Origin of the sequence: Paenibacillus glycanilyticus (assembly GCF_030161375.1) — a bacterium.
Classification (GTDB): domain Bacteria; phylum Bacillota; class Bacilli; order Paenibacillales; family Paenibacillaceae; genus Pristimantibacillus; species Pristimantibacillus glycanilyticus_B.
In genome coordinates, this window is record NZ_BSSQ01000016.1 from 138,954 (window position 1) to 156,084 (window position 17,131).

16 protein-coding genes are annotated in these 17,131 nt (G+C 51.3%); 12 read left to right on the forward strand and 4 right to left on the reverse strand.

The window, feature by feature from the left end; all coding sequences use genetic code 11:
- Window positions 1-96: 96 nt before the first annotated feature.
- On the forward strand, window positions 97-480 hold the full coding sequence (locus QQK89_RS20690) for a winged helix-turn-helix transcriptional regulator (protein ID WP_284240567.1): 384 nt from the start codon (window positions 97-99) through the stop codon (window positions 478-480).
- Here the strand turns inward: QQK89_RS20690 and QQK89_RS20695 are convergent.
- Window positions 470-1,531 (reverse strand): SDR family oxidoreductase, encoded by a 1,062-nt coding sequence (locus tag QQK89_RS20695; RefSeq protein ID WP_284240568.1) that lies wholly within the window; start codon window positions 1,529-1,531, stop codon window positions 470-472. The two genes, QQK89_RS20690 and QQK89_RS20695, sit on opposite strands and share 11 nt — an antisense overlap.
- 145 nt (window positions 1,532-1,676) lie before the next feature.
- Here QQK89_RS20695 and QQK89_RS20700 point away from each other — a divergent pair, with 145 nt between their 5' ends.
- From QQK89_RS20700 to QQK89_RS20730, 7 genes are all read left to right on the forward strand, one after another.
- A complete protein-coding gene (locus QQK89_RS20700; protein WP_284240569.1) occupies window positions 1,677-2,282 on the forward strand; it encodes a TetR/AcrR family transcriptional regulator in 606 nt (201 codons plus the stop codon).
- 260 nt (window positions 2,283-2,542) lie between these two features.
- Complete coding sequence (locus QQK89_RS20705) at window positions 2,543-3,310, forward strand: ABC transporter ATP-binding protein (RefSeq protein ID WP_284240570.1); 768 nt, start codon at window positions 2,543-2,545, stop codon at window positions 3,308-3,310.
- A 27-nt stretch (window positions 3,311-3,337) separates the two neighbouring features.
- Window positions 3,338-4,387, forward strand: coding sequence for an aliphatic sulfonate ABC transporter substrate-binding protein (locus QQK89_RS20710; protein WP_284240571.1), 1,050 nt, complete (start codon window positions 3,338-3,340; stop codon window positions 4,385-4,387).
- A gap of 14 nt (window positions 4,388-4,401) precedes the next feature.
- Complete coding sequence (locus QQK89_RS20715; RefSeq protein ID WP_284240572.1) at window positions 4,402-5,196, forward strand: ABC transporter permease; 795 nt, start codon at window positions 4,402-4,404, stop codon at window positions 5,194-5,196.
- 4 nt (window positions 5,197-5,200) lie between these two features.
- Window positions 5,201-6,034 (forward strand): ABC transporter permease, encoded by an 834-nt coding sequence (locus QQK89_RS20720; RefSeq protein ID WP_284240573.1) that lies wholly within the window; start codon window positions 5,201-5,203, stop codon window positions 6,032-6,034.
- 44 nt (window positions 6,035-6,078) lie between these two features.
- Window positions 6,079-7,428, forward strand: coding sequence for an LLM class flavin-dependent oxidoreductase (locus tag QQK89_RS20725; protein WP_284240574.1), 1,350 nt, complete (start codon window positions 6,079-6,081; stop codon window positions 7,426-7,428).
- Between the two features lie 150 nt (window positions 7,429-7,578).
- Window positions 7,579-8,244 (forward strand): MgtC/SapB family protein, encoded by a 666-nt coding sequence (locus tag QQK89_RS20730; RefSeq protein ID WP_284240575.1) that lies wholly within the window; start codon window positions 7,579-7,581, stop codon window positions 8,242-8,244.
- A gap of 92 nt (window positions 8,245-8,336) precedes the next feature.
- Here QQK89_RS20730 and QQK89_RS20735 read toward each other — a convergent pair whose 3' ends face one another.
- Window positions 8,337-8,849: a cupin domain-containing protein gene (locus QQK89_RS20735; protein WP_284240576.1), complete on the reverse strand. Its 513-nt coding sequence runs from the start codon at window positions 8,847-8,849 to the stop codon at window positions 8,337-8,339.
- Window positions 8,850-9,029: 180 nt separating this feature from the next.
- Between QQK89_RS20735 and QQK89_RS20740 the strand changes: the two genes are divergently transcribed.
- Together QQK89_RS20740 and QQK89_RS20745 are read left to right on the forward strand one after the other, a co-directional pair.
- Window positions 9,030-9,797, forward strand: a complete 768-nt coding sequence (locus tag QQK89_RS20740; protein ID WP_284240577.1) for a TerC family protein — start codon at window positions 9,030-9,032, stop codon at window positions 9,795-9,797.
- A gap of 119 nt (window positions 9,798-9,916) precedes the next feature.
- Window positions 9,917-11,479, forward strand: coding sequence for an SAM-dependent methyltransferase (locus QQK89_RS20745; protein WP_284240578.1), 1,563 nt, complete (start codon window positions 9,917-9,919; stop codon window positions 11,477-11,479).
- 47 nt (window positions 11,480-11,526) lie between these two features.
- On the opposite strand, the gene QQK89_RS20750 is transcribed toward QQK89_RS20745, so the two are convergent.
- Together QQK89_RS20750 and QQK89_RS20755 are read right to left on the reverse strand one after the other, a co-directional pair.
- Complete coding sequence (locus QQK89_RS20750) at window positions 11,527-14,163, reverse strand: family 16 glycosylhydrolase (protein ID WP_284240579.1); 2,637 nt, start codon at window positions 14,161-14,163, stop codon at window positions 11,527-11,529.
- A 169-nt stretch (window positions 14,164-14,332) separates the two neighbouring features.
- Window positions 14,333-15,079 carry a glycoside hydrolase family 16 protein gene (locus QQK89_RS20755; protein ID WP_284240580.1) on the reverse strand — a complete coding sequence of 249 codons (747 nt, stop codon included), beginning with the start codon at window positions 15,077-15,079 and terminating at the stop codon, window positions 14,333-14,335.
- Window positions 15,080-15,233: 154 nt separating this feature from the next.
- On the opposite strand from QQK89_RS20755, the gene QQK89_RS20760 reads away from it, so the two are divergent.
- Both QQK89_RS20760 and QQK89_RS20765 read left to right on the forward strand, forming a co-directional pair.
- The gene (locus QQK89_RS20760) at window positions 15,234-16,145 is read left to right on the forward strand and encodes an ABC transporter permease (RefSeq protein ID WP_284240581.1); all 912 of its coding nucleotides are present in this window, start codon (window positions 15,234-15,236) and stop codon (window positions 16,143-16,145) included.
- A 23-nt stretch (window positions 16,146-16,168) separates the two neighbouring features.
- Window positions 16,169-17,053, forward strand: a complete 885-nt coding sequence (locus tag QQK89_RS20765; RefSeq protein WP_284240582.1) for a carbohydrate ABC transporter permease — start codon at window positions 16,169-16,171, stop codon at window positions 17,051-17,053.
- Window positions 17,054-17,131: the final 78 nt, after the last annotated feature.

Genomic DNA, 17,131 nt, shown 5'->3' on the forward strand with positions numbered 1-17,131 from the left:
AAAATGACTATAAACGTAAATAGTCAGATCAACTAGCGGACAGTACTCCTGAGGCAGTTGAAATGGTAAAGTTATACATGGGAGGCGATCTGTTGTATGCAAAATGAAGAAAAAGTGTTCAATACCGCCGTGGAAGCTACTCTTGAAGTGATGGGAGGCAAGTGGAAGCCGGTCATCTTATTTCATCTCACGTTTGGCAAGAAGCGCAACGGCGAATTTCTGAGGCTAATCCCCGACATCTCGCAGAAAGTGCTGACGCAGCAGCTGTTTGAGTTAGTGAGGGATGGCATTATCAACCGCATTTCTTATAATCAGGTGCCCCCGAAGGTTGAATACGAGTTAACGGAATACGGGTGGAGCTTGAAGGCTATTTTGCATGCCATGTGCCGTTGGGGTGACGGGTATATCGATAAAAAATACGGCGACAAAGGGAAGGTATTGTTCCAGCCTCCGGGACCTGAAGAAGAGATTACGGAATGATTTTGCGGCTCCGGAAGTCGTCGAAGATGTCCATAAACATCTGCTCCGTATCGATAAAATCATGGAAGCCAAACCGCCGGGCTTTCGTGCCGTCCGCGAAGAAATCGTAATCCCAGGAAAAGACGAAATCCCCGAATCGCCAAGAAGACACGTCCTCGTAGCTGATTGTCTGCAAATCGTACTTCTCGATCATGGCGTTCCAGAGCGCTTCTTTGTCAGCCATGACAACTTCTAGCGACATTTGCAGGGGAGGGGCGGTCTCAAGCCCGAAATAGGCGGCGATCTTCGGCCACAGCTCATTCCACCGGAAGAGATCGCCGTTCGTAATGTTAAAAGCCTGGTTGGCGCAACGCTCGTCGGTGGCCGCCCATACGGTGGCGCGGGCAAGCAGGCTTGCGTCCGTCATTTCGAGCAGGCTGTTGTACGCTCCCGGCTTGCCCGGGAAACGAAGCGGCAGACCAAGCTCCTTGGACATGGCGGCGTAGACGGCGATCACCATCGCCAGGTTCATCGGATTGCCTAGTGCAAAGCCGCATACGACGGAAGGACGCAGAGCCGACCAGGTCCAGCTGCTTCCGGGCTGCCGGCGCTCAAGAAATTGCTGCTGATCCACATTAAATTCAGGCGGCATATGATAAGCATCCGTCTCGCGCGCCGGCGTCTTGAACGGACCCAGATGCGCTCCGTACACCTTATAGCCTTGCATTAAGCTGATGTGTTGAAGGTTCGCAGCGATCGGTTCGATTGCGTTCACTACGTTCACAAGCATGGCAAGGTTAGGAGGAACCAGTTCCGCCCATGTTGGCCGATCCTGGTAAGCGGCGTAAAAGATGTGAGTCACGCCGGTTAGGCTGCGAAGCTTCTCCCGAGTATCCTCTTCATCCAGAAGATCAACCGCAATATACCTTGTTCGTCCGCTATCTTCTCCGCCCCGCCGAGATAATCCGATAATATTCCATTCGGGAAGCGTCTTTATATATTCGATGAGATTCCGTCCAATTACCCCGTTTGCTCCCACAACAAGAGCGGTTTTTGATGCCATCGCGTTCATCTCTCATTCCTCCTCTTCGTTTGATTATCATTGTGAATCAGAAGAGAGGAGCCGTGAAGTACGCACTTTCAACTCCTATAGGCACCTTCAGGTAAGGATTAGCCTCTGTTATAATGGAGGTCAAGAAAGGGGCTGCTATATTGTTATGTCGCCTAGAAACGTAGAGAAGGACCTCTTGCAACGGGAGCAAAGAATCCACCATATTCTAGACTCTGCCTTGGAGACGATTGCCGTAAAAGGGATCGGTTCGGTCAGCATTAACGACATTGCCGCGGCAGCGGGCATGAGCATCGGCAATATGTATCACTATTTCAAGTCCAAGAACGAGATTATAAGCGAGATTCTGCGAAGGGGACAGACGGGATACGGAGACCATGTCACCCGAATTGCCGAGCAGGAATGTACGGCTTTGGAGAAGCTGTTTATGTTGGCCGAATCTTGGCTTGCGCTTGAGAACAGCTGGGCCTATACGATTCTTATACATACGTCGCGCTTGTCCGATGCTTCCTCCGAGGAAGTACGCAAGGCCGTAACGGAGCGTTTTACGAATAACCTCGGACCGGTTGCGGCCGTTATGAAGCAGGGGCAGCAGGAGGGGCTTATCGTAAGCGGCGATCCGCTGGAGCTCGCTTATTATTTCGTCAGTTTGATTCAGGGCTTAACGCTTCAGAAGATGCCTGGCGCCGAAGTGCCTATTCCTGCGCGCGCGAGCTCGATTGTTGCTTTGTTTACGGCAAAAAAAGACCATTAAAATGCGGGTTATGCGGCTAGCGCGAAGCTCGCTTTTTTGATTCGCAAGAAATCGTTGACAATTAATGGGCGCCACTGCTACAATTTATCCAACAACAAACCGAGCGGTTATTCGGTTTGTGAAAGTGTACGCCGGAACATCGACTGGACATCCGGAGATTGGCGAGGGTACAAACGACGCGGGCATAGGCCCCATTTTTTATAACCATAATCCCTAGTAAATAGGTATGAAAAATTAGATTAAGCTGGAGGCGGTCTATCATGCTGACGATTGAGCGATTAAACAAGACGTTTGCTGCTCCTGCGGGTGCGGTTGTAGCGCTTAGCAACATACAACTGCAGGTGGAGCGGGGACAGTTTATTACTTTTATCGGACCAAGCGGCTGCGGCAAAAGTACTTTGCTCAAGATCGTGGCTGGGCTGGATACCGCTTATGAAGGAACGGTGGAGTTAAACGGCAAGTCCATTACGGGACCTGGCGTGGATAAGGGATTTATTTTTCAAGAACCCCGGTTGTTCCCATGGCTCACCGTAGAGAAAAATATTGCCGCCAATTTATCGCTTGGCAACGCGCAGGTTCGCCGTCAGGTAGAAGAGTTGATTGAGCTAGTACGTCTGAAAGGTTTCGAGAAGGCGTATCCGAAGGAGCTGTCCGGCGGGATGGCCCAGCGAGTTGCTATTGCAAGGGCGCTGCTGCGCAAGCCGGAGATTTTGCTGCTCGATGAGCCATTTGGCGCGCTTGACGCCTTCACCCGCACGCATATGCAGGAGGCGCTGCTCGATATTTGGCAGAACAGTAAGACCACGATGTTATTCGTTACGCATGATTTGGATGAAGCGGTATTTCTCGGGGAGAAGGTCGTCATTATGAATCCTCGTCCGGGCCATATCCGCAATATCATAAACGTTGATCTTCCTTATCCGCGCAAACGGACGGGAGTTTCCTTCCAAGAGCTTCGCTCCAAGGTGCTTGGCGAGTTTGAAAAGGTGGAACAGCCGCCCCTGCTTGATCAGGGAGCCGGCATTTAATCGGAAACATAAAGGAGATGTATCGAAATGAGAAAAACTTACGTTTTGATTACGGCACTTATCGCTTTGGTTCTTATAGCCGCAGGCTGCGGCAATTCCAATAACAACGCGGGCAGCAATAACAATGCCGGCAAGAATGCATCGGCTAGCGCGGAAGGCAATGCCGCCGGTGCTCCGGCTTCTTACGATGGCGTGACGGTGAAGATTGGCGTGCAGGGCAAAGGCGGATTGTTTGGCAAAGCACAGGAAGAGAAATGGTTCGAAACGGCTTTCGAGGCGCTTGGGGCGAAGGTGGAATGGGTAGAGTTCCAAAGCGGCCCTCCAATGATTGAAGCGATGGCTTCCAATCACCTCGATTTCGCGGGCATGGGTAATATGCCTCCAATCTCCGCGCAAGCGGCAGGCATTGATTTTACGATCATTTCGCAAATTCTTGACGGTAAGAACAACGTTGCCATCATCGTTCCGGCAGACAGCGAGATTAAAAGCATTGCCGATCTGAAGGGCAAGAAAGTAGCTGTTACAAAAGGCAGCAACGCCTATAACTTCCTGTACCGGGTACTGGATAAAGCGGGTTTGAAGCAATCCGATATTCAAGAAATCCAGTTGCAGCCGGATGAGACGCAGCCTTCCTTCGAAGGCGGCAAAGTAGACGCATGGGCGGTATGGGATCCTTACATTTCCTTGAATACGTTAAGCGGCAAAGCCCGCGTGCTTGCGGACGGCGAGAGCGAGGGCGTGTTGTCTCCGTCGTTCCAGCTGGTACGTTCGGAATTCGCCAAGAAGTACCCTGAACTTGTGACGCTGTATTTGAAAACCTTTGAAGACGCGCGCAAGTGGGAAGCAAGCAATCAGGAAGAAGCGTTCCAGCGTTACGCCGACGAACGCAGCATTCCGCTTGAGCTGGTGAAGGGCATCCAATCCCGTTCGACCATGATTAATTCGCCGGTAAGCGATGAGACCATTGCCGAGCAGCAAAAAACGGCAGATTTCCAATATCAGTTAGGCACGATCCGCAAGCAGATTAAAGTGGCCGATGTGTTCGACAATCAGTATATCGAAAAAGCATTGAAATAAAGAGAGGTGCTCTCATGCAGATAACGAGGAATAGGCTTGCGTTTCGTACGGTTCATTTCTTGATCGGAATGGCGGTTCCGGTAGCGGTGCTGGTCATCTGGCAGCTCGCATCCTCGAACGGCTGGGTGAATGCGGTGCTGATTCCTCCGCCCAAGGATATCGCGGATGAGTTCGGACGCATGCTCTCCTCGGGCGAGCTTCTGACCAACCTGCGCGTCTCCGCGGGGAGGGCGCTAATCGGGTTCTTAATAGGAGGAGGGCTAGGCCTCGCAGCGGGATTATGGGTAGGTTTCTCGCTTAAAGCCGAGAGGCTGCTTGATCCATCGCTTCAGCTGCTCCGGACTTTGCCTCACCTGGCTGTAGCGCCGCTGTTCATCTTATGGTTCGGGTTTGGCGAGACATCGAAGATTCTGCTGATCGCCAAAGGCGCTTTCTTCCCTCTCTATGTGAATGCCTTCCTGGGCGTTCGTTCGGTGGACCGGAATTTGTTCGATGTAGCCCGCGTATTGCAATTTACGAGATGGCAGACGGTTACGAAGCTTATTCTCCCTGCCTCTCTTCCTTCATTGTTTCTTGGAATACGGCTCTCAATTGCCGTCAGTTGGTTGGGGCTTGTTGTAGCCGAGATGATGGGATCCAGCTCAGGCATTGGTTATATCATTAACGATGCGCGTTCTTTCTCGCTGACGTCCGTTATTTTCGTAGGCATTATTGTGTTTGCCGTAGTTGGCAAAGCGACAGATTCGCTGGTCAGACTAGCGGAGAATCGACTGCTGCGCTGGCGGGATTCCTTAGACGGGGAGGGATAATGGGATGAGTACAAACGAAGTGGCATTAGGCGCCAAAGCTGGCGGAAGGCAATCGGCGGTTAGCCGTGAGCGCAAAGCCGGAATGCCCAAGTGGCTGTACGGCTGGGTCATTCCGGTGATCGTGCTGGGCTTATGGGAAGCGGCATCGGCGCTTGGACTGGTGTCTCAATCGGCATTGCCGGCTCCTTCCCGGATTGCCGAGGCCTTCTGGAAGCTTTGCGTTAACGGCGATATGGCGAAACATGTATCCGCAAGCGCCATTCGGGCGGGAGGAGGTTTCCTGCTCGGCGGCGCGACGGGATTGTTGCTAGGCGTGTTCACCGGCCTTGGCAAATGGGCGGAGAGGACGCTTGACCCTTCGATTCAAATGTTGCGTACGGTTCCGCTGCTTGCGGTCATTCCGCTCTTTATTCTTTGGTTTGGAGTAGGCGAATTCTCGAAGGTGCTGCTTATCGCCCTGGGTTCCTTCTTTCCGGTTTATTTTCATACGCATCTTGGGGTGCGCAGCGCGGACCGCAAGCTATACGAGGTGACGCGCATCCTTCAATATTCCAAACTTCATTTGTTGACGAAACTGATTATTCCCGCGGCGCTTCCGAATATTCTGCTTGGCATCCGGTTATCGGTTGGCGCCTCTTGGCTGCTGCTCGCCGTAGCGGAAATGATGGGGGCGAGCGCGGGGGTTGGCTATATGATTCAAGATGCCCGCGTGTACGGGCAGACCGACATTGTATTTGTCGGCATTATTTTGTTCGCGCTGGTCGGCAAGCTATCGGATTCGCTTGTTCGGCTCGTGGAGAGAAGATACCTGCAATGGAACAACAATTATAAAGGTTAATTTCGATCAATCAACATTAACATTGGGGAAGCGGGGGAATTTGCATGACTCGTCAACGACAAGGGCAGCTTCATCTAGGAGCGTTTATTTATTTTACGGGACATCATCATGCGGGCTGGCGCCATCCTGAATCAGGCGTGGAGCGGATGTTCGATCTGAATTGGTATAAGAAGATTGCCCAGACGGCGGAAAAAGGGAAGTTCGACATGATCTTCTTCGCGGATCTTCTGCACTTGATCTACCCTGGCCGTGCGGCCGCGGGGATGCTGGATCCGGTCGCGCTGCTGTCCGCGTTGTCTACCGTGACGGAGAAAATCGGCCTAACCGCAACGCTCTCTACCACTTATAACGAGCCTTACAACGCGGCGCGCCGCTTCGCAACGCTGGATCACCTGAGCGGCGGCCGTGCCGGTTGGAATATCGTGACTTCGCAGGTGGACACGGAAGCCCGCAACTTCGGCAGGGAGAAACATCCCGAGCATGCCACGCGGTATGAGATGGCGAAGGAGTTCGTGGACGTTGTTACGGCGCTGTGGGACAGCTGGCCTCAGGAATCGATCGTGATGGACCGGGCATCGGGGACATTCGTGGATGAGTCGAAGCTTCGCGCCGCGGATTATGGCGGACAGTTCTATTCCGCGCATGGGCTGCTTAACGTGCCGCGTCCGCCGCAAGGCTACCCGGTTCTTATTCAAGCGGGTTCGTCGGGGCCGGGCCAGGATTTTGCGGCGAGTATCGGCGAAGTTATTTTCACGGCGCAAACCTCGCTGGCCGCTGCGCAAGGCTTCTACCGAAGCGTGAACGAGAAGCTGGTTGCCGCCGGAAGAGAGCGGGGCAGCTTGCTCATTATGCCGGGATTGTCTCCAATTCTGGGCTCGACGGTGGAGGAAGCCCGCCGCAAAGAGCGGGAGCTGCTCGATCTTATTGATCCGCAAGAGGCCGTTATGATGGTATCGGGCATGTTGCAGACGGATCTCAGCCAATATCCGGCCGACGAGCCATTGCCGGACATTCCGGATCCGGTAGAAGCGAGCAACGGCATGAAGAGCCGCGTGCAGCTCATTATGGATCTGGCGCGCAAAGACAACTTGTCCATCATTGAGCTTGGCCGCAGACTGCTGGGGGCCCGGGGTCATATGCAATTCGTCGGAACGCCGGAGCAGCTTGTTGATCTGATGGAGGAATGGTTCGACAATTACGGCTGCGACGGCTTTAACATCATGCCGCCGGTATTGCCGGGAGATCTGGACGACTTTGTTGACCATGTCGTTCCCGTGCTTCAGCGACGCGGACTTTATCGCGAAGATTACGAAGGCTCTACGCTCCGCGAGCATTTGGGTCTCGCGACGCCGTCGGTGGATCATTTTAAAAGACTCGCAGGTTTGCAAGTATAAGCTGTTATAAAGAAAAGGCGCCCTGCGGGGTGCCTTTTCTTCTTGCCAAATGTCTGGTTAGAGGCAGGGGAATGGCGGGCGGCAAGGAATTTTTTAATAAGGAGGAATGCCATTATCATTCGCATCTATGATTAGAAAGGAGGAAACATCATGGAATACGGGTTCTTGTTGCGCATTGTGTTGGCAGGCGTTTGCGGTGCCATTATCGGCTACGAACGCAAGAGCAGAATGAAAGAGGCAGGCATTCGAACGCATTTTGTAGTGGCTGCCGGAGCTGCTCTTATGATGTTGATTTCTAAGTATGGATTTGATGACATGATAGGACAAGGCGATATTGCGCTTGATCCGTCGAGGATTGCGGCACAAGTGGTAAGCGGTGTTGGCTTTCTGGGAGCCGGCATGATCTTTATGCAGCGGCAGACCGTGAAAGGTTTGACTACGGCTGCAGGTATATGGCTGACTGCGGGGATTGGCATGGCCATTGGCGCAGGGCTGTACATCGTTGGGATCGGCACGACTATTCTGATCTTGGCCGCGCAAAAGCTGCTGCATAGCAAGATCAATTGGTTAGCATCGCCTAGAACGGAACAGCTGTCGATCCGCTTGCGCAATGAGCCGGATGTTCTGAATTTGATTTTGAATTTTCTCCAGGAGAGGGAGATCACGATCTTGCAGTTCCATACGGAGAAGCTTAATGACTCTTCCGAACTTGCTCTGGATATTACAATCAAACTGCCTATTAACTTTGAGATTGAGAAGTTGCTTCCTCTCATCCAGGAAGTTACTTATGTCACGGTTGTTGAACTTCAGAATTAGTGTGGCATCGGTAATTCTGATCGATATGTTTCGATAAGATCAACACCCTCACTCCGGCGGTCGGAGCGGGGGTGTTTTTGTGCATGCGCATATTAGTCATTTAACGGCTTCGTTTCTTCCACCGTCCCGAATGGATGCTGCGGCGGCGCATAAATCGAGGAGACCTTCAGCGGCTTGTTCCCGGTGTTCGTTACGTTATGCCATGTGCCCGCAGGGACAATAATCGCGTACCCTTCATAAGCCATGACTTGAAGATCCAGATGATCCTGACTGTCTCCCATTTGCACCAGCGCTTTGCCTTCTTCAATCCGGATGAATTGATCGGTAGCCGGGTGCACTTCAAGGCCGATATCCTCGCCAACTTTAATACTCATTAGAGTTAGCTGGAAGTAATGTCCCGACCACAAGGCGACTCGGTAATTATGGTTTTGCTCCGCGGCATCCTTAAGGTCCACGACGAACGGATTTGATCCGTAATCCTGAAGAACGATATCCCGATGGTACGGGCGGGGAGCATAATAACTCCAATTGTAATAACGGGGATCCCAATAATAACTCCATTGGCTGCTAGGCCATTGATAATAACGGTAAGGATAGTTGTACATCCATGTTCTCCTCTCGGCAACGATGTGCTCACCGTTCCATCATATGCGGATGCCTACTTAATGGGAGTTCTTTCTTCTTATGAAAAAAATGAACTCCTTTGACCGTTTCTTACGTATATGCATTAACGGACAAGAGAAAATTACTCATACCGATTATGTACGATGAGAGGGGAATCTACGTTGGATTCAATCTGGCTGGAGTATGCATGGGCTTTACTGATCCTGATTGGATTGGAGGGCTTATTGTCAGCAGATAACGCACTTGTGCTTGCGGTTATTGCAAAGAATTTGCCGGAGGAACAGAAGAAAAGGGCGATCAACTACGGAATTATTATGGCGTTTGTGTTTCGGTTCGCCGCTCTTTTTGCGATATCCTTCATTGCAAACGTATGGCAGATTCAGGCGATTGGTGCAGCGTATTTATTGTATCTGGGCTTAAAGCATATCATTCAGGCCCGTTTCGGCAAGAAAAACGAGGATGTTCATAAAGACGAGAAACAAAAAGCCGGTTCAGGCTTCTGGCCAACCGTAAGCAAGATCGCAATCGCCGATCTCGCGTTTGCCATAGACTCTATTCTTGCGGCAGTCGCTCTTGCGCTTGGATTGCCGGACTCGCCGCTTCGCGAATTCGGCGGAATGGACGGTGGACAATTCCTGGTCGTCTTATTGGGCGGAATTGCAGGTCTTGTCTTGATCAAGTTTGCGGCAAGCTGGTTTGTGAAGCTGCTCGCGGAACGCCCGGCACTTGAGACAACGGCGTATGCGATCGTGGCTTGGGTAGGCGTTAAGCTTGCAGTCATTACGTTAGCTCATGAAGACATTGGAGTGCTGGATCATCATTTCCCTCATAGCACCGGATGGACGATCGTCTTTTATGGCGTCCTGGTGGCTGTCGCTCTTCTCGGTTGGTTTGCGCCTACCAAGAAACCTCAGAAGGCCGAGGCTTAACTTCCTTAAGATACGTCTTTCCAGACAAGAGGCCGGTCCGCGTTAGCGGATTCGGCCTCTTGAGGTTATTATAAGAGTAGTGATAATTAAATTTTGCTTGGAGAACAGGAAACGATCAAATGACAGTTGAAAAAAAACAGCGTTACCGCTTTAGCGAAGCGCCGATCTGGGAGCTTCAGAGGGCGTATTATGAAGAGAAGGGCCTGAGTGCCTGGAACAATGACCAGGTGCCTCAATATATTACGAGCAATCCGATGATTGGGGCGGCTTATGCGGAGATGTTGTTTGGCTTCCTGCAGGACCGGGCAGCCAAAGGCGAGCATGCCGAAACGGTAAATATCGTAGAGCTTGGAGCGGGAGCGGGCAGACTTGCTTTTCAGGTGCTGCATGAGTTATGCCAGCTAGTGGATTACGCGGGAATAGCGTTGCCGCCGTTCCGTTACGTCATGACGGATCTTGCCGGGAGCAACGTGGAAGCATGGCGGAAGCATCCTGCCCTGCAAACTTATATCCAGCGGGGAATGGTTGATTTTGCGCGGTTTGATGCGGTTCAAGATACGGAACTAATCCTAGCTGAATCGGGAGAAACGATTAGCAAGGGTGATTTGCGGCAGCCCTTGGTGATTGTGGCGAATTATTTCTTTGACAGCATTCCGCAAGAGCTGTTGTATGTGGGCGGCGGCCGCATCCACGAAGCCGATGTAATCGTGGAGTATCCGGAGCATAAGGATACGCTCACCACCTCGGATATAGTGGCTGGAATCGCCATGAATTATGAGCTTCGGCATGCGCCGGAATATGAGGCGGATACCTATCCCTACCGCGAGATCATCACGTTATATCGGGAGCAACTTGAAGACTCGCATATTTTATTCCCGGAAGCCGGGCTAGCATGTCTCGAGCGGTTGAATCAATTGTCCCAAGCGGGGTCCGTCTTGCTGACAGCGGACAAAGGAGATCATTTGCTCGAGTACTGGCGGTTCTTGGATCCGCCGGAGCTGATCCTGCACGGGGGAAACAGCTTTTCGCTAACGGCTAACTATCATGCCATTCAAGAAGTGCTGGAAGGACAAGGCGCTCTCGTCTTATTCCCTCCGCATCATTACGAGAACATCAATGTCGGCTGCATGCTCCATGTGGATTCGCCCCAGGACTATGTTCAAACCAAGCTCGCTTACCGCCGTTCCGTCGGCCGGTTTGGCCCGGATGATTTCTATAGCTTGAAATGGTGGATCGACGGCTACATTGATCAGATGGGGCTGCGGCAAGTTTTGAGCTTCTGGCGCTTGGGCGGGTATGATGCGGAATTTTTCATGCAAAGCACAAAGCGGATCTCCGCTCTGCTTGAGGATGCGCTGGACGAGGAGAAAGAAGATCTGGTGCGCGGAATTGAGCTCATGTGGTCGTCTTATTATGTGATGGAACAGCAATATGATTTGGCGCTTGAGGCCGGGCTGCTTCTGTTTGAAATGGAAAGGTATGGCGAATCCAAGCGGTTCCTCGAGATCTCGGTCGAGCAAGACCAAGAAGAGACGGTATCCACGGTTTATTACTGCCTGGCGATATGCTGCTTTGATCTCGACCTGGAAGAGCAGGCCGTTGAATATTTGCGGCAATTAGTTCGACTCGAGCCCGATCATGATGAAGCTCTAGCGCTGCTAAGCAATTTTGATCCGGAATAGAATAGAAAATAAGGCCAAGCAGGATTCAACCTGCCTGGCCTTTTTGCTTATTGCTCCTGCGTTCCTTGAGTTACGCCATGCACGTAAGTTTGCCAAGGCGTATCGAGCGCGCCTTGCCCCGGGTTATAGGTGAAGAAATATTCAACCGTATCCCCTGGCTGCACATTATTGACCGGATAAGTATAATTGCCGTTTCCGGTTGCGGTCATCGCGACATTCAGCTGGGGACCGTTGTTGATTTTGTAATGCAGATCCGCAAAAGTCGCGCCGTTCACGTAAAACTGCAGATTATTGCCGGACTTCTTCAAGCCGCGCACCGCATCGCCGATGATGTAAACGACTGGCGGAGCCGGGACTACGGTAATCGTAGACACAGCGGTTTTATTGCCGTCCGCGGTAGTAGCGGTAACGGTTGCCGTACCCGCCGAGAGTCCCGTAACCAGGCCGCTAGCGTTAACCGAAGCGATGCTGCTGTTTGAAACGGACCAAGTTACATTTTTATTGGTCGCATTGGAAGAAGTAACGGAAGCGTTCAATTGCACGCTTTTGCCCACTTCTACCTGTGTTGCGGATGGAGTCACCGTTACCCCGGTAACCGGCTCGTTGACAGGCGTCGTACCGCCGTTTCCTTCTTTATATACGCGCACATAGTCCACTTGCATCGTTGCGGGGATATCGGAAGCATCCGGTGACAGACTGCCGTCGAAATACCCGCCGACAGCCAGATTCATAATAAGATAGAACGGCTTATCGAATGGCGCGTTCGGGTTGTTGGGCGCAGCAACGGAATACCATTGGCTGCGGCTAACCTTGAAGAAGAACTTGCCGTCTACGTACCACTTAATATTATCCTCTTCCCAAACCATGGAGTAGACATGATAGTCATTGGCGAAGGTCTGTCCTTCAGAGAAATGGTATTCGCCTGCGAGATATTTGTTCACCGGCCATTGTCCGCCGAAGTGAACGGCGCCGCTCGTCGTGCCCGGCAAACGTCCTTTGGCTTCCATAATATCAATCTCGCCGGAGGCCGCCCATGCGCCGTACTCGGAATCCTCCGGAAGCATCCAAAGCGCCGGCCATAAGCCGTTGCCTGTCGGCAGCTTAGCGCGAATGTCTACCCGGCCGTACTCAAGGGACAACTTGCCCTTTGTATTGATTTTGCCCGAAGAATAGGGAGCAACCCGCGTCGGATCCTGAGGGAAGGATTTCGGATCGCTAATCGCTTTCAGATTCAGATTGCCGCCTTGCACAAACACGTTTTGCGTGCTGCTTGTATAATGCTCCAGCTCCGCATTTCCCCAGCCCCAGCTATTCGGATCGTCCGTAATATAGTAGCCGGTCTCGTAATTCCATTTGCTCGTATCAAGCGCCGTCCCGTTAAATTCGTCCTGCCAGAAGAGATCCATGCCATCGATGGACGAATTGCTTGGCGTCCCGACCGTAATGTCTTCTTGGCCCGATACGTCCGGACGAGGGGCGTCCGGGTTGCCGATAAAGGTGTAGGTAACGTAGTTGCTGCCTACGCTACCGCCTGTTTGTCCGTTAAGCGGATAGCCAATCCTGATTTGCATATCGGTTTGTATCGGCTGGAACCAGAGTCCATAAATGTAATCCGCCCAGTAACCCCACTGATTGGCGTCGGACATGTTATTGTAGCCGTTGTTTGCGTAGACGAATTGACTTAGGCTGGAGTCGCTTAACGCAACCCATTGTCCGCCTACGTTAATCTGATACACAAACTTGCCAAGCTCGGTTCCGATAGCAGGCGTGCCGTCGATCTTTGGCAGCGGAATAGCGATCGAACCGTTCGTACCGGCCGTAAAGGTTGTTGTGCCGTCAAATGAGCTAAGCACATACGAATTTCTGGACGGTTGGTTAAACACAATCGTATAGACGACGCTTGCGGAGGAGGTCTTGGATTCAAATTTGACGTTCACCGATTCGGTTACCGTAAACCAGAAGCCGCCGCCGCCTTCCGTAAATTGACCAAAGTTATTGTCGTAAATCCAGCCGCTTGCCGCATTGTTCTCAAGATCTGTCCATGTGCTGCTGTTAGCGGATTTAATGTACACTTTCAAATCGTCCGCTACCGCCGCATAAGGAACCGCCGAATCGTTATTGAAGGTCGGATAGTTGATTCCCGCGCCTCCCGTATAACCCGCCGTAATTTGAGTTCCTTGCTGTGGAGTCATGGAGGTAATCGTCTGCTTGTTGATGTTCTGGAATTGCAGGGTGTAGTTCAGCGTAACGCCGCTTGTCTTGGAATAAAGTTGAATCTCGGTCGTTTGGGAAACCATGAACCAATAGCCGTAGATGCCGCTGTCGCTCCAGTGCCCCCAATTCTGGTTGTAGACATAACCGCCGGCGCTGTCGATATCGACCCAGTTGCCGCCTGTCTTCACCTTCACGCCGATATCATCGGCAACATCGTTCCATGTCGCTGCGCCGCCGTTGAAGACCGGCATTACAAAGCCGTAGCTGGCTGATCCTACGCCGGATTTCGAAATAACGGGACCGTCATTCGAAGAGAAATAAGTCATTGAGGTAACGCTGGTGCCGGCGGCTTCCGCCACTCGCGTCTTCGAATCCGGCATCAGGCTGATGCCGGCTGCCATGATCAAAGCCAGGAACAGAAGGAATACTTTCCGAGCATGCCGGGATGCCGGCCTATCAAAACCGTTCATAATGATCCTCCAATACAAAAATGGTGTTCCCCGCTAAAAAGCGGCTTCCCAAAGTGTTGCAAAACTTAAGGGAAACCGCTTTCATGTTAGGGACACCATCATTGTATCGAAACCCGTATTCGACTGAAAAGGCACATTATTTTTTGTTATAGCCCAATTTTTTGTCTTTTTACTGATACACCCAAATGCCGGACACCGTCATAACGGCTGGAAATGCATCGTTATCGATCGGTACGTTGTCAAACCAACCTCCTACTGCTAGATTAAGCACCAAATAGAAAGTTTTGTCGAACGGCGTAACGCCAGGCTCGAGACGCCTCTCGGCGAAGACATGCCCGTCGACCAGCCATTTCATGGAATGTTCCGTCCATTCTAGGCCGTAATCATGATATTCCTCTATCGTACTGTCCTCGAACCGATACGAAAACTCCTCCGTAATTTTGTTCTCGCCCATATCTTTACCATGATGAAGCGTGCCAAAAATATGTTCCGGCAAACGTCCCTTCGCCTCCATGACGTCAATCTCTCCGGAAACCGGCCATTCGCCATGGGATTTGTCCTGCGGAAGCATCCAGATTGCCGGCCAGATGCCCTGTCCCGTCGGCAGCTTTGCCCTTACAATCAGCTTGCCATAGCAGAAGGAAAACAGATTCCTGGTATCAATGCGAGCGGAGGTATAGGCGAATTGCCGTCCGTTCTCTTCAACCTGTTTGCGCCGCGCGCACAAATGGAGCCCGGAAGCATCCACATATAAGTTGTTCTCCAGATCGGTGTAGTACTGCTGCTCGTTGTTGCCCCAGCCCGGATAAATGGCATTGCCGTTGTCGTCAAGCAGGTCGTTGCCGATTCGTTTGTTCCACTGGCTTAAGTCGGTAGTGCCGTTCGTAAAATCCTGGTGCCATATTAATTGGTTCATCCCGAAAACTCCCCCTATCCTCAGATTAGCTTAAGCATACAAAGAAATTTAACCCGATCAACTAAACCCAAAAAATTGGGATAGAGTCAAAAATAGGTGACCTTTTATTTTTGGTGGCGTTTTCATACGATGAGAGGGAAAGGAGCGGTCATCAATGTTTCAAGGGCGTATACGAATCTTCTTCCGGCAATGGCAACTGCAAAGCATGGTCATTCCGGGAATCGTGTGGATGCTTATCTTTTGTTACATTCCTATGTTTTGGCTCATCATTGCGTTTATGGACTACAGCATTGCGAAACCTTTGTTCGAGTCGCCTTTTATTGGACTGAAGTACTTTGAGGAGTTTGCGACGGACGACCGGTTCTGGCGTTCAATCCGCAATACGCTTGGGATGAGCAGCATTAAGCTGGTGCTTGGCTTTGCGATTCCGATTGTGTTTGCCCTGCTGCTTAACGAAATAAGAAGTCTCCGGTTTAAGCGGACGGTGCAGACCATATCTTATTTGCCGCATTTTATCGCCTGGACGATCTTTGGCGGCATAATGCTGAACTGGCTTGGCGAAGGCGGCGTCATCAATCAGCTCATGATGGGGCTTGGTCTGCAAGACCGGGATATATTGTTCAACAGCGAACCGAAGTATTTCTGGTGGATTACCTTTTTCTCCGATGTTCTGAAGGAAACCGGGTGGAGCGCGATTATTTATATCGCGGCGATTGCCGGCATTGATCCGGCGCTTTACGAAGCGGCTGAGCTGGATGGGGCTAACCGCTGGCAGCGGATGTGGCATATTACGGTTCAGAGCATACGGCCAACGATTGCGATTTTGTTCATTCTCGCTGTAGCGGGTATTCTGGGCAGTAATTTCGATCAGATCTTTATGCTGAAAAACAACATGAACCTGCAGATGGCGGAGAGCCTGGATCTGTACATTTACAATATGGGCCTTGTGTCCGGCCGGCATTCCTTCTCGACAGCTGTCCTGTTCGCCCGTTCCATCGTGGCGCTGATTTTGCTCTTCATGGCCAACTATGCGTCCAAGAAGCTAAGCGGTGACGGGATATTTTGATAACAAAAGGTGAGGGCAGAAATATGGAAAAGCGCAGTGGATTGCGGCGCATCGGCGTGTTTGAAGTCATGAATGCGCTGCTAATGCTGGCCGTATGTTTTATGACGCTGTACCCGATGTGGTTTGTGCTGGTGAACTCGCTGAATGCGCCGGAGTATGCCACGCTTGGAACGGCCAACTGGTTTCCGAAAGCGATTTCGTTTGAGAGCTACCGGGTCGTGTTTAACAACGATAATCTGATGAACGGTTTTTACATTACGACGCTTCGTACAGTCATAGGAACGGCTGTGCACGTGTTGTTTACCGCTATTATCGCCTACGGGCTTAGCAAAACCAACCTGATCGGACGCAAGGTGTACATGAAGATCGCCTTGATTACGATGCTGTTCTCCGGCGGACTTATTCCAACGTTTATTCTAATGACAAAGCTTGGCTTATACGACAACTTCCTGGTGTTTATTATCCCGGCGATGTATACGTTTTTTGATATGGTCATCTTTATGAGCTTCTTCCGCACCATTCCCGATAGCCTGGAGGAGTCCGCCAAGGTCGATGGCGCATCGGATTACGGGGTGCTGTTCAAGATCGTCCTGCCAAACAGCATGGCGGTTATCGCTACGATCGCGCTTTTCTCAGCCGTCTACCATTGGAACGACTATTATCAAGGCGTATTATACATTCGTTCGCAAGATATTGTGCCTCTGCAAACCATGTTGTTCAAGATCATTGCGGAGAACTCCATGACCTTCATGCAGCAGCAAGCGATGGCGCAATTTGGAGCCAGACTGCCGGCTAACTCGATCAAGTTTGCTTCCATGATGGTGGCCACGCTGCCGATTCTGCTCTTCTATCCGTTTATTCAACGTTATTTGGTCAAAGGCGTTATGATTGGCGCGATTAAAGGTTGATCTTCATATGGCTTGCTCCCTCCCAGAAGCAAAACATGTGATTTCAATAGATAAAAAATAAGAGACAATAGGGGTAAC

What these genes read in the sequence shown, in the direction of transcription:
- QQK89_RS20690 (WP_284240567.1), top strand. Translation starts at nt 97, where the DNA reads ATGCAAAATGAAGAAAAAGTGTTCAATACCGCCGTGGAAGCTACTCTT.
- QQK89_RS20695 (WP_284240568.1), bottom strand. Translation starts at nt 1,531, where the DNA reads ATGAACGCGATGGCATCAAAAACCGCTCTTGTTGTGGGAGCAAACGGG.
- QQK89_RS20700 (WP_284240569.1), top strand. Translation starts at nt 1,677, where the DNA reads ATGTCGCCTAGAAACGTAGAGAAGGACCTCTTGCAACGGGAGCAAAGA.
- QQK89_RS20705 (WP_284240570.1), top strand. Translation starts at nt 2,543, where the DNA reads ATGCTGACGATTGAGCGATTAAACAAGACGTTTGCTGCTCCTGCGGGT.
- QQK89_RS20710 (WP_284240571.1), top strand. Translation starts at nt 3,338, where the DNA reads ATGAGAAAAACTTACGTTTTGATTACGGCACTTATCGCTTTGGTTCTT.
- QQK89_RS20715 (WP_284240572.1), top strand. Translation starts at nt 4,402, where the DNA reads ATGCAGATAACGAGGAATAGGCTTGCGTTTCGTACGGTTCATTTCTTG.
- QQK89_RS20720 (WP_284240573.1), top strand. Translation starts at nt 5,201, where the DNA reads ATGAGTACAAACGAAGTGGCATTAGGCGCCAAAGCTGGCGGAAGGCAA.
- QQK89_RS20725 (WP_284240574.1), top strand. Translation starts at nt 6,079, where the DNA reads ATGACTCGTCAACGACAAGGGCAGCTTCATCTAGGAGCGTTTATTTAT.
- QQK89_RS20730 (WP_284240575.1), top strand. Translation starts at nt 7,579, where the DNA reads ATGGAATACGGGTTCTTGTTGCGCATTGTGTTGGCAGGCGTTTGCGGT.
- QQK89_RS20735 (WP_284240576.1), bottom strand. Translation starts at nt 8,849, where the DNA reads ATGTACAACTATCCTTACCGTTATTATCAATGGCCTAGCAGCCAATGG.
- QQK89_RS20745 (WP_284240578.1), top strand. Translation starts at nt 9,917, where the DNA reads ATGACAGTTGAAAAAAAACAGCGTTACCGCTTTAGCGAAGCGCCGATC.
- QQK89_RS20750 (WP_284240579.1), bottom strand. Translation starts at nt 14,163, where the DNA reads ATGAACGGTTTTGATAGGCCGGCATCCCGGCATGCTCGGAAAGTATTC.
- QQK89_RS20755 (WP_284240580.1), bottom strand. Translation starts at nt 15,079, where the DNA reads ATGAACCAATTAATATGGCACCAGGATTTTACGAACGGCACTACCGAC.
- QQK89_RS20760 (WP_284240581.1), top strand. Translation starts at nt 15,234, where the DNA reads ATGTTTCAAGGGCGTATACGAATCTTCTTCCGGCAATGGCAACTGCAA.
- QQK89_RS20765 (WP_284240582.1), top strand. Translation starts at nt 16,169, where the DNA reads ATGGAAAAGCGCAGTGGATTGCGGCGCATCGGCGTGTTTGAAGTCATG.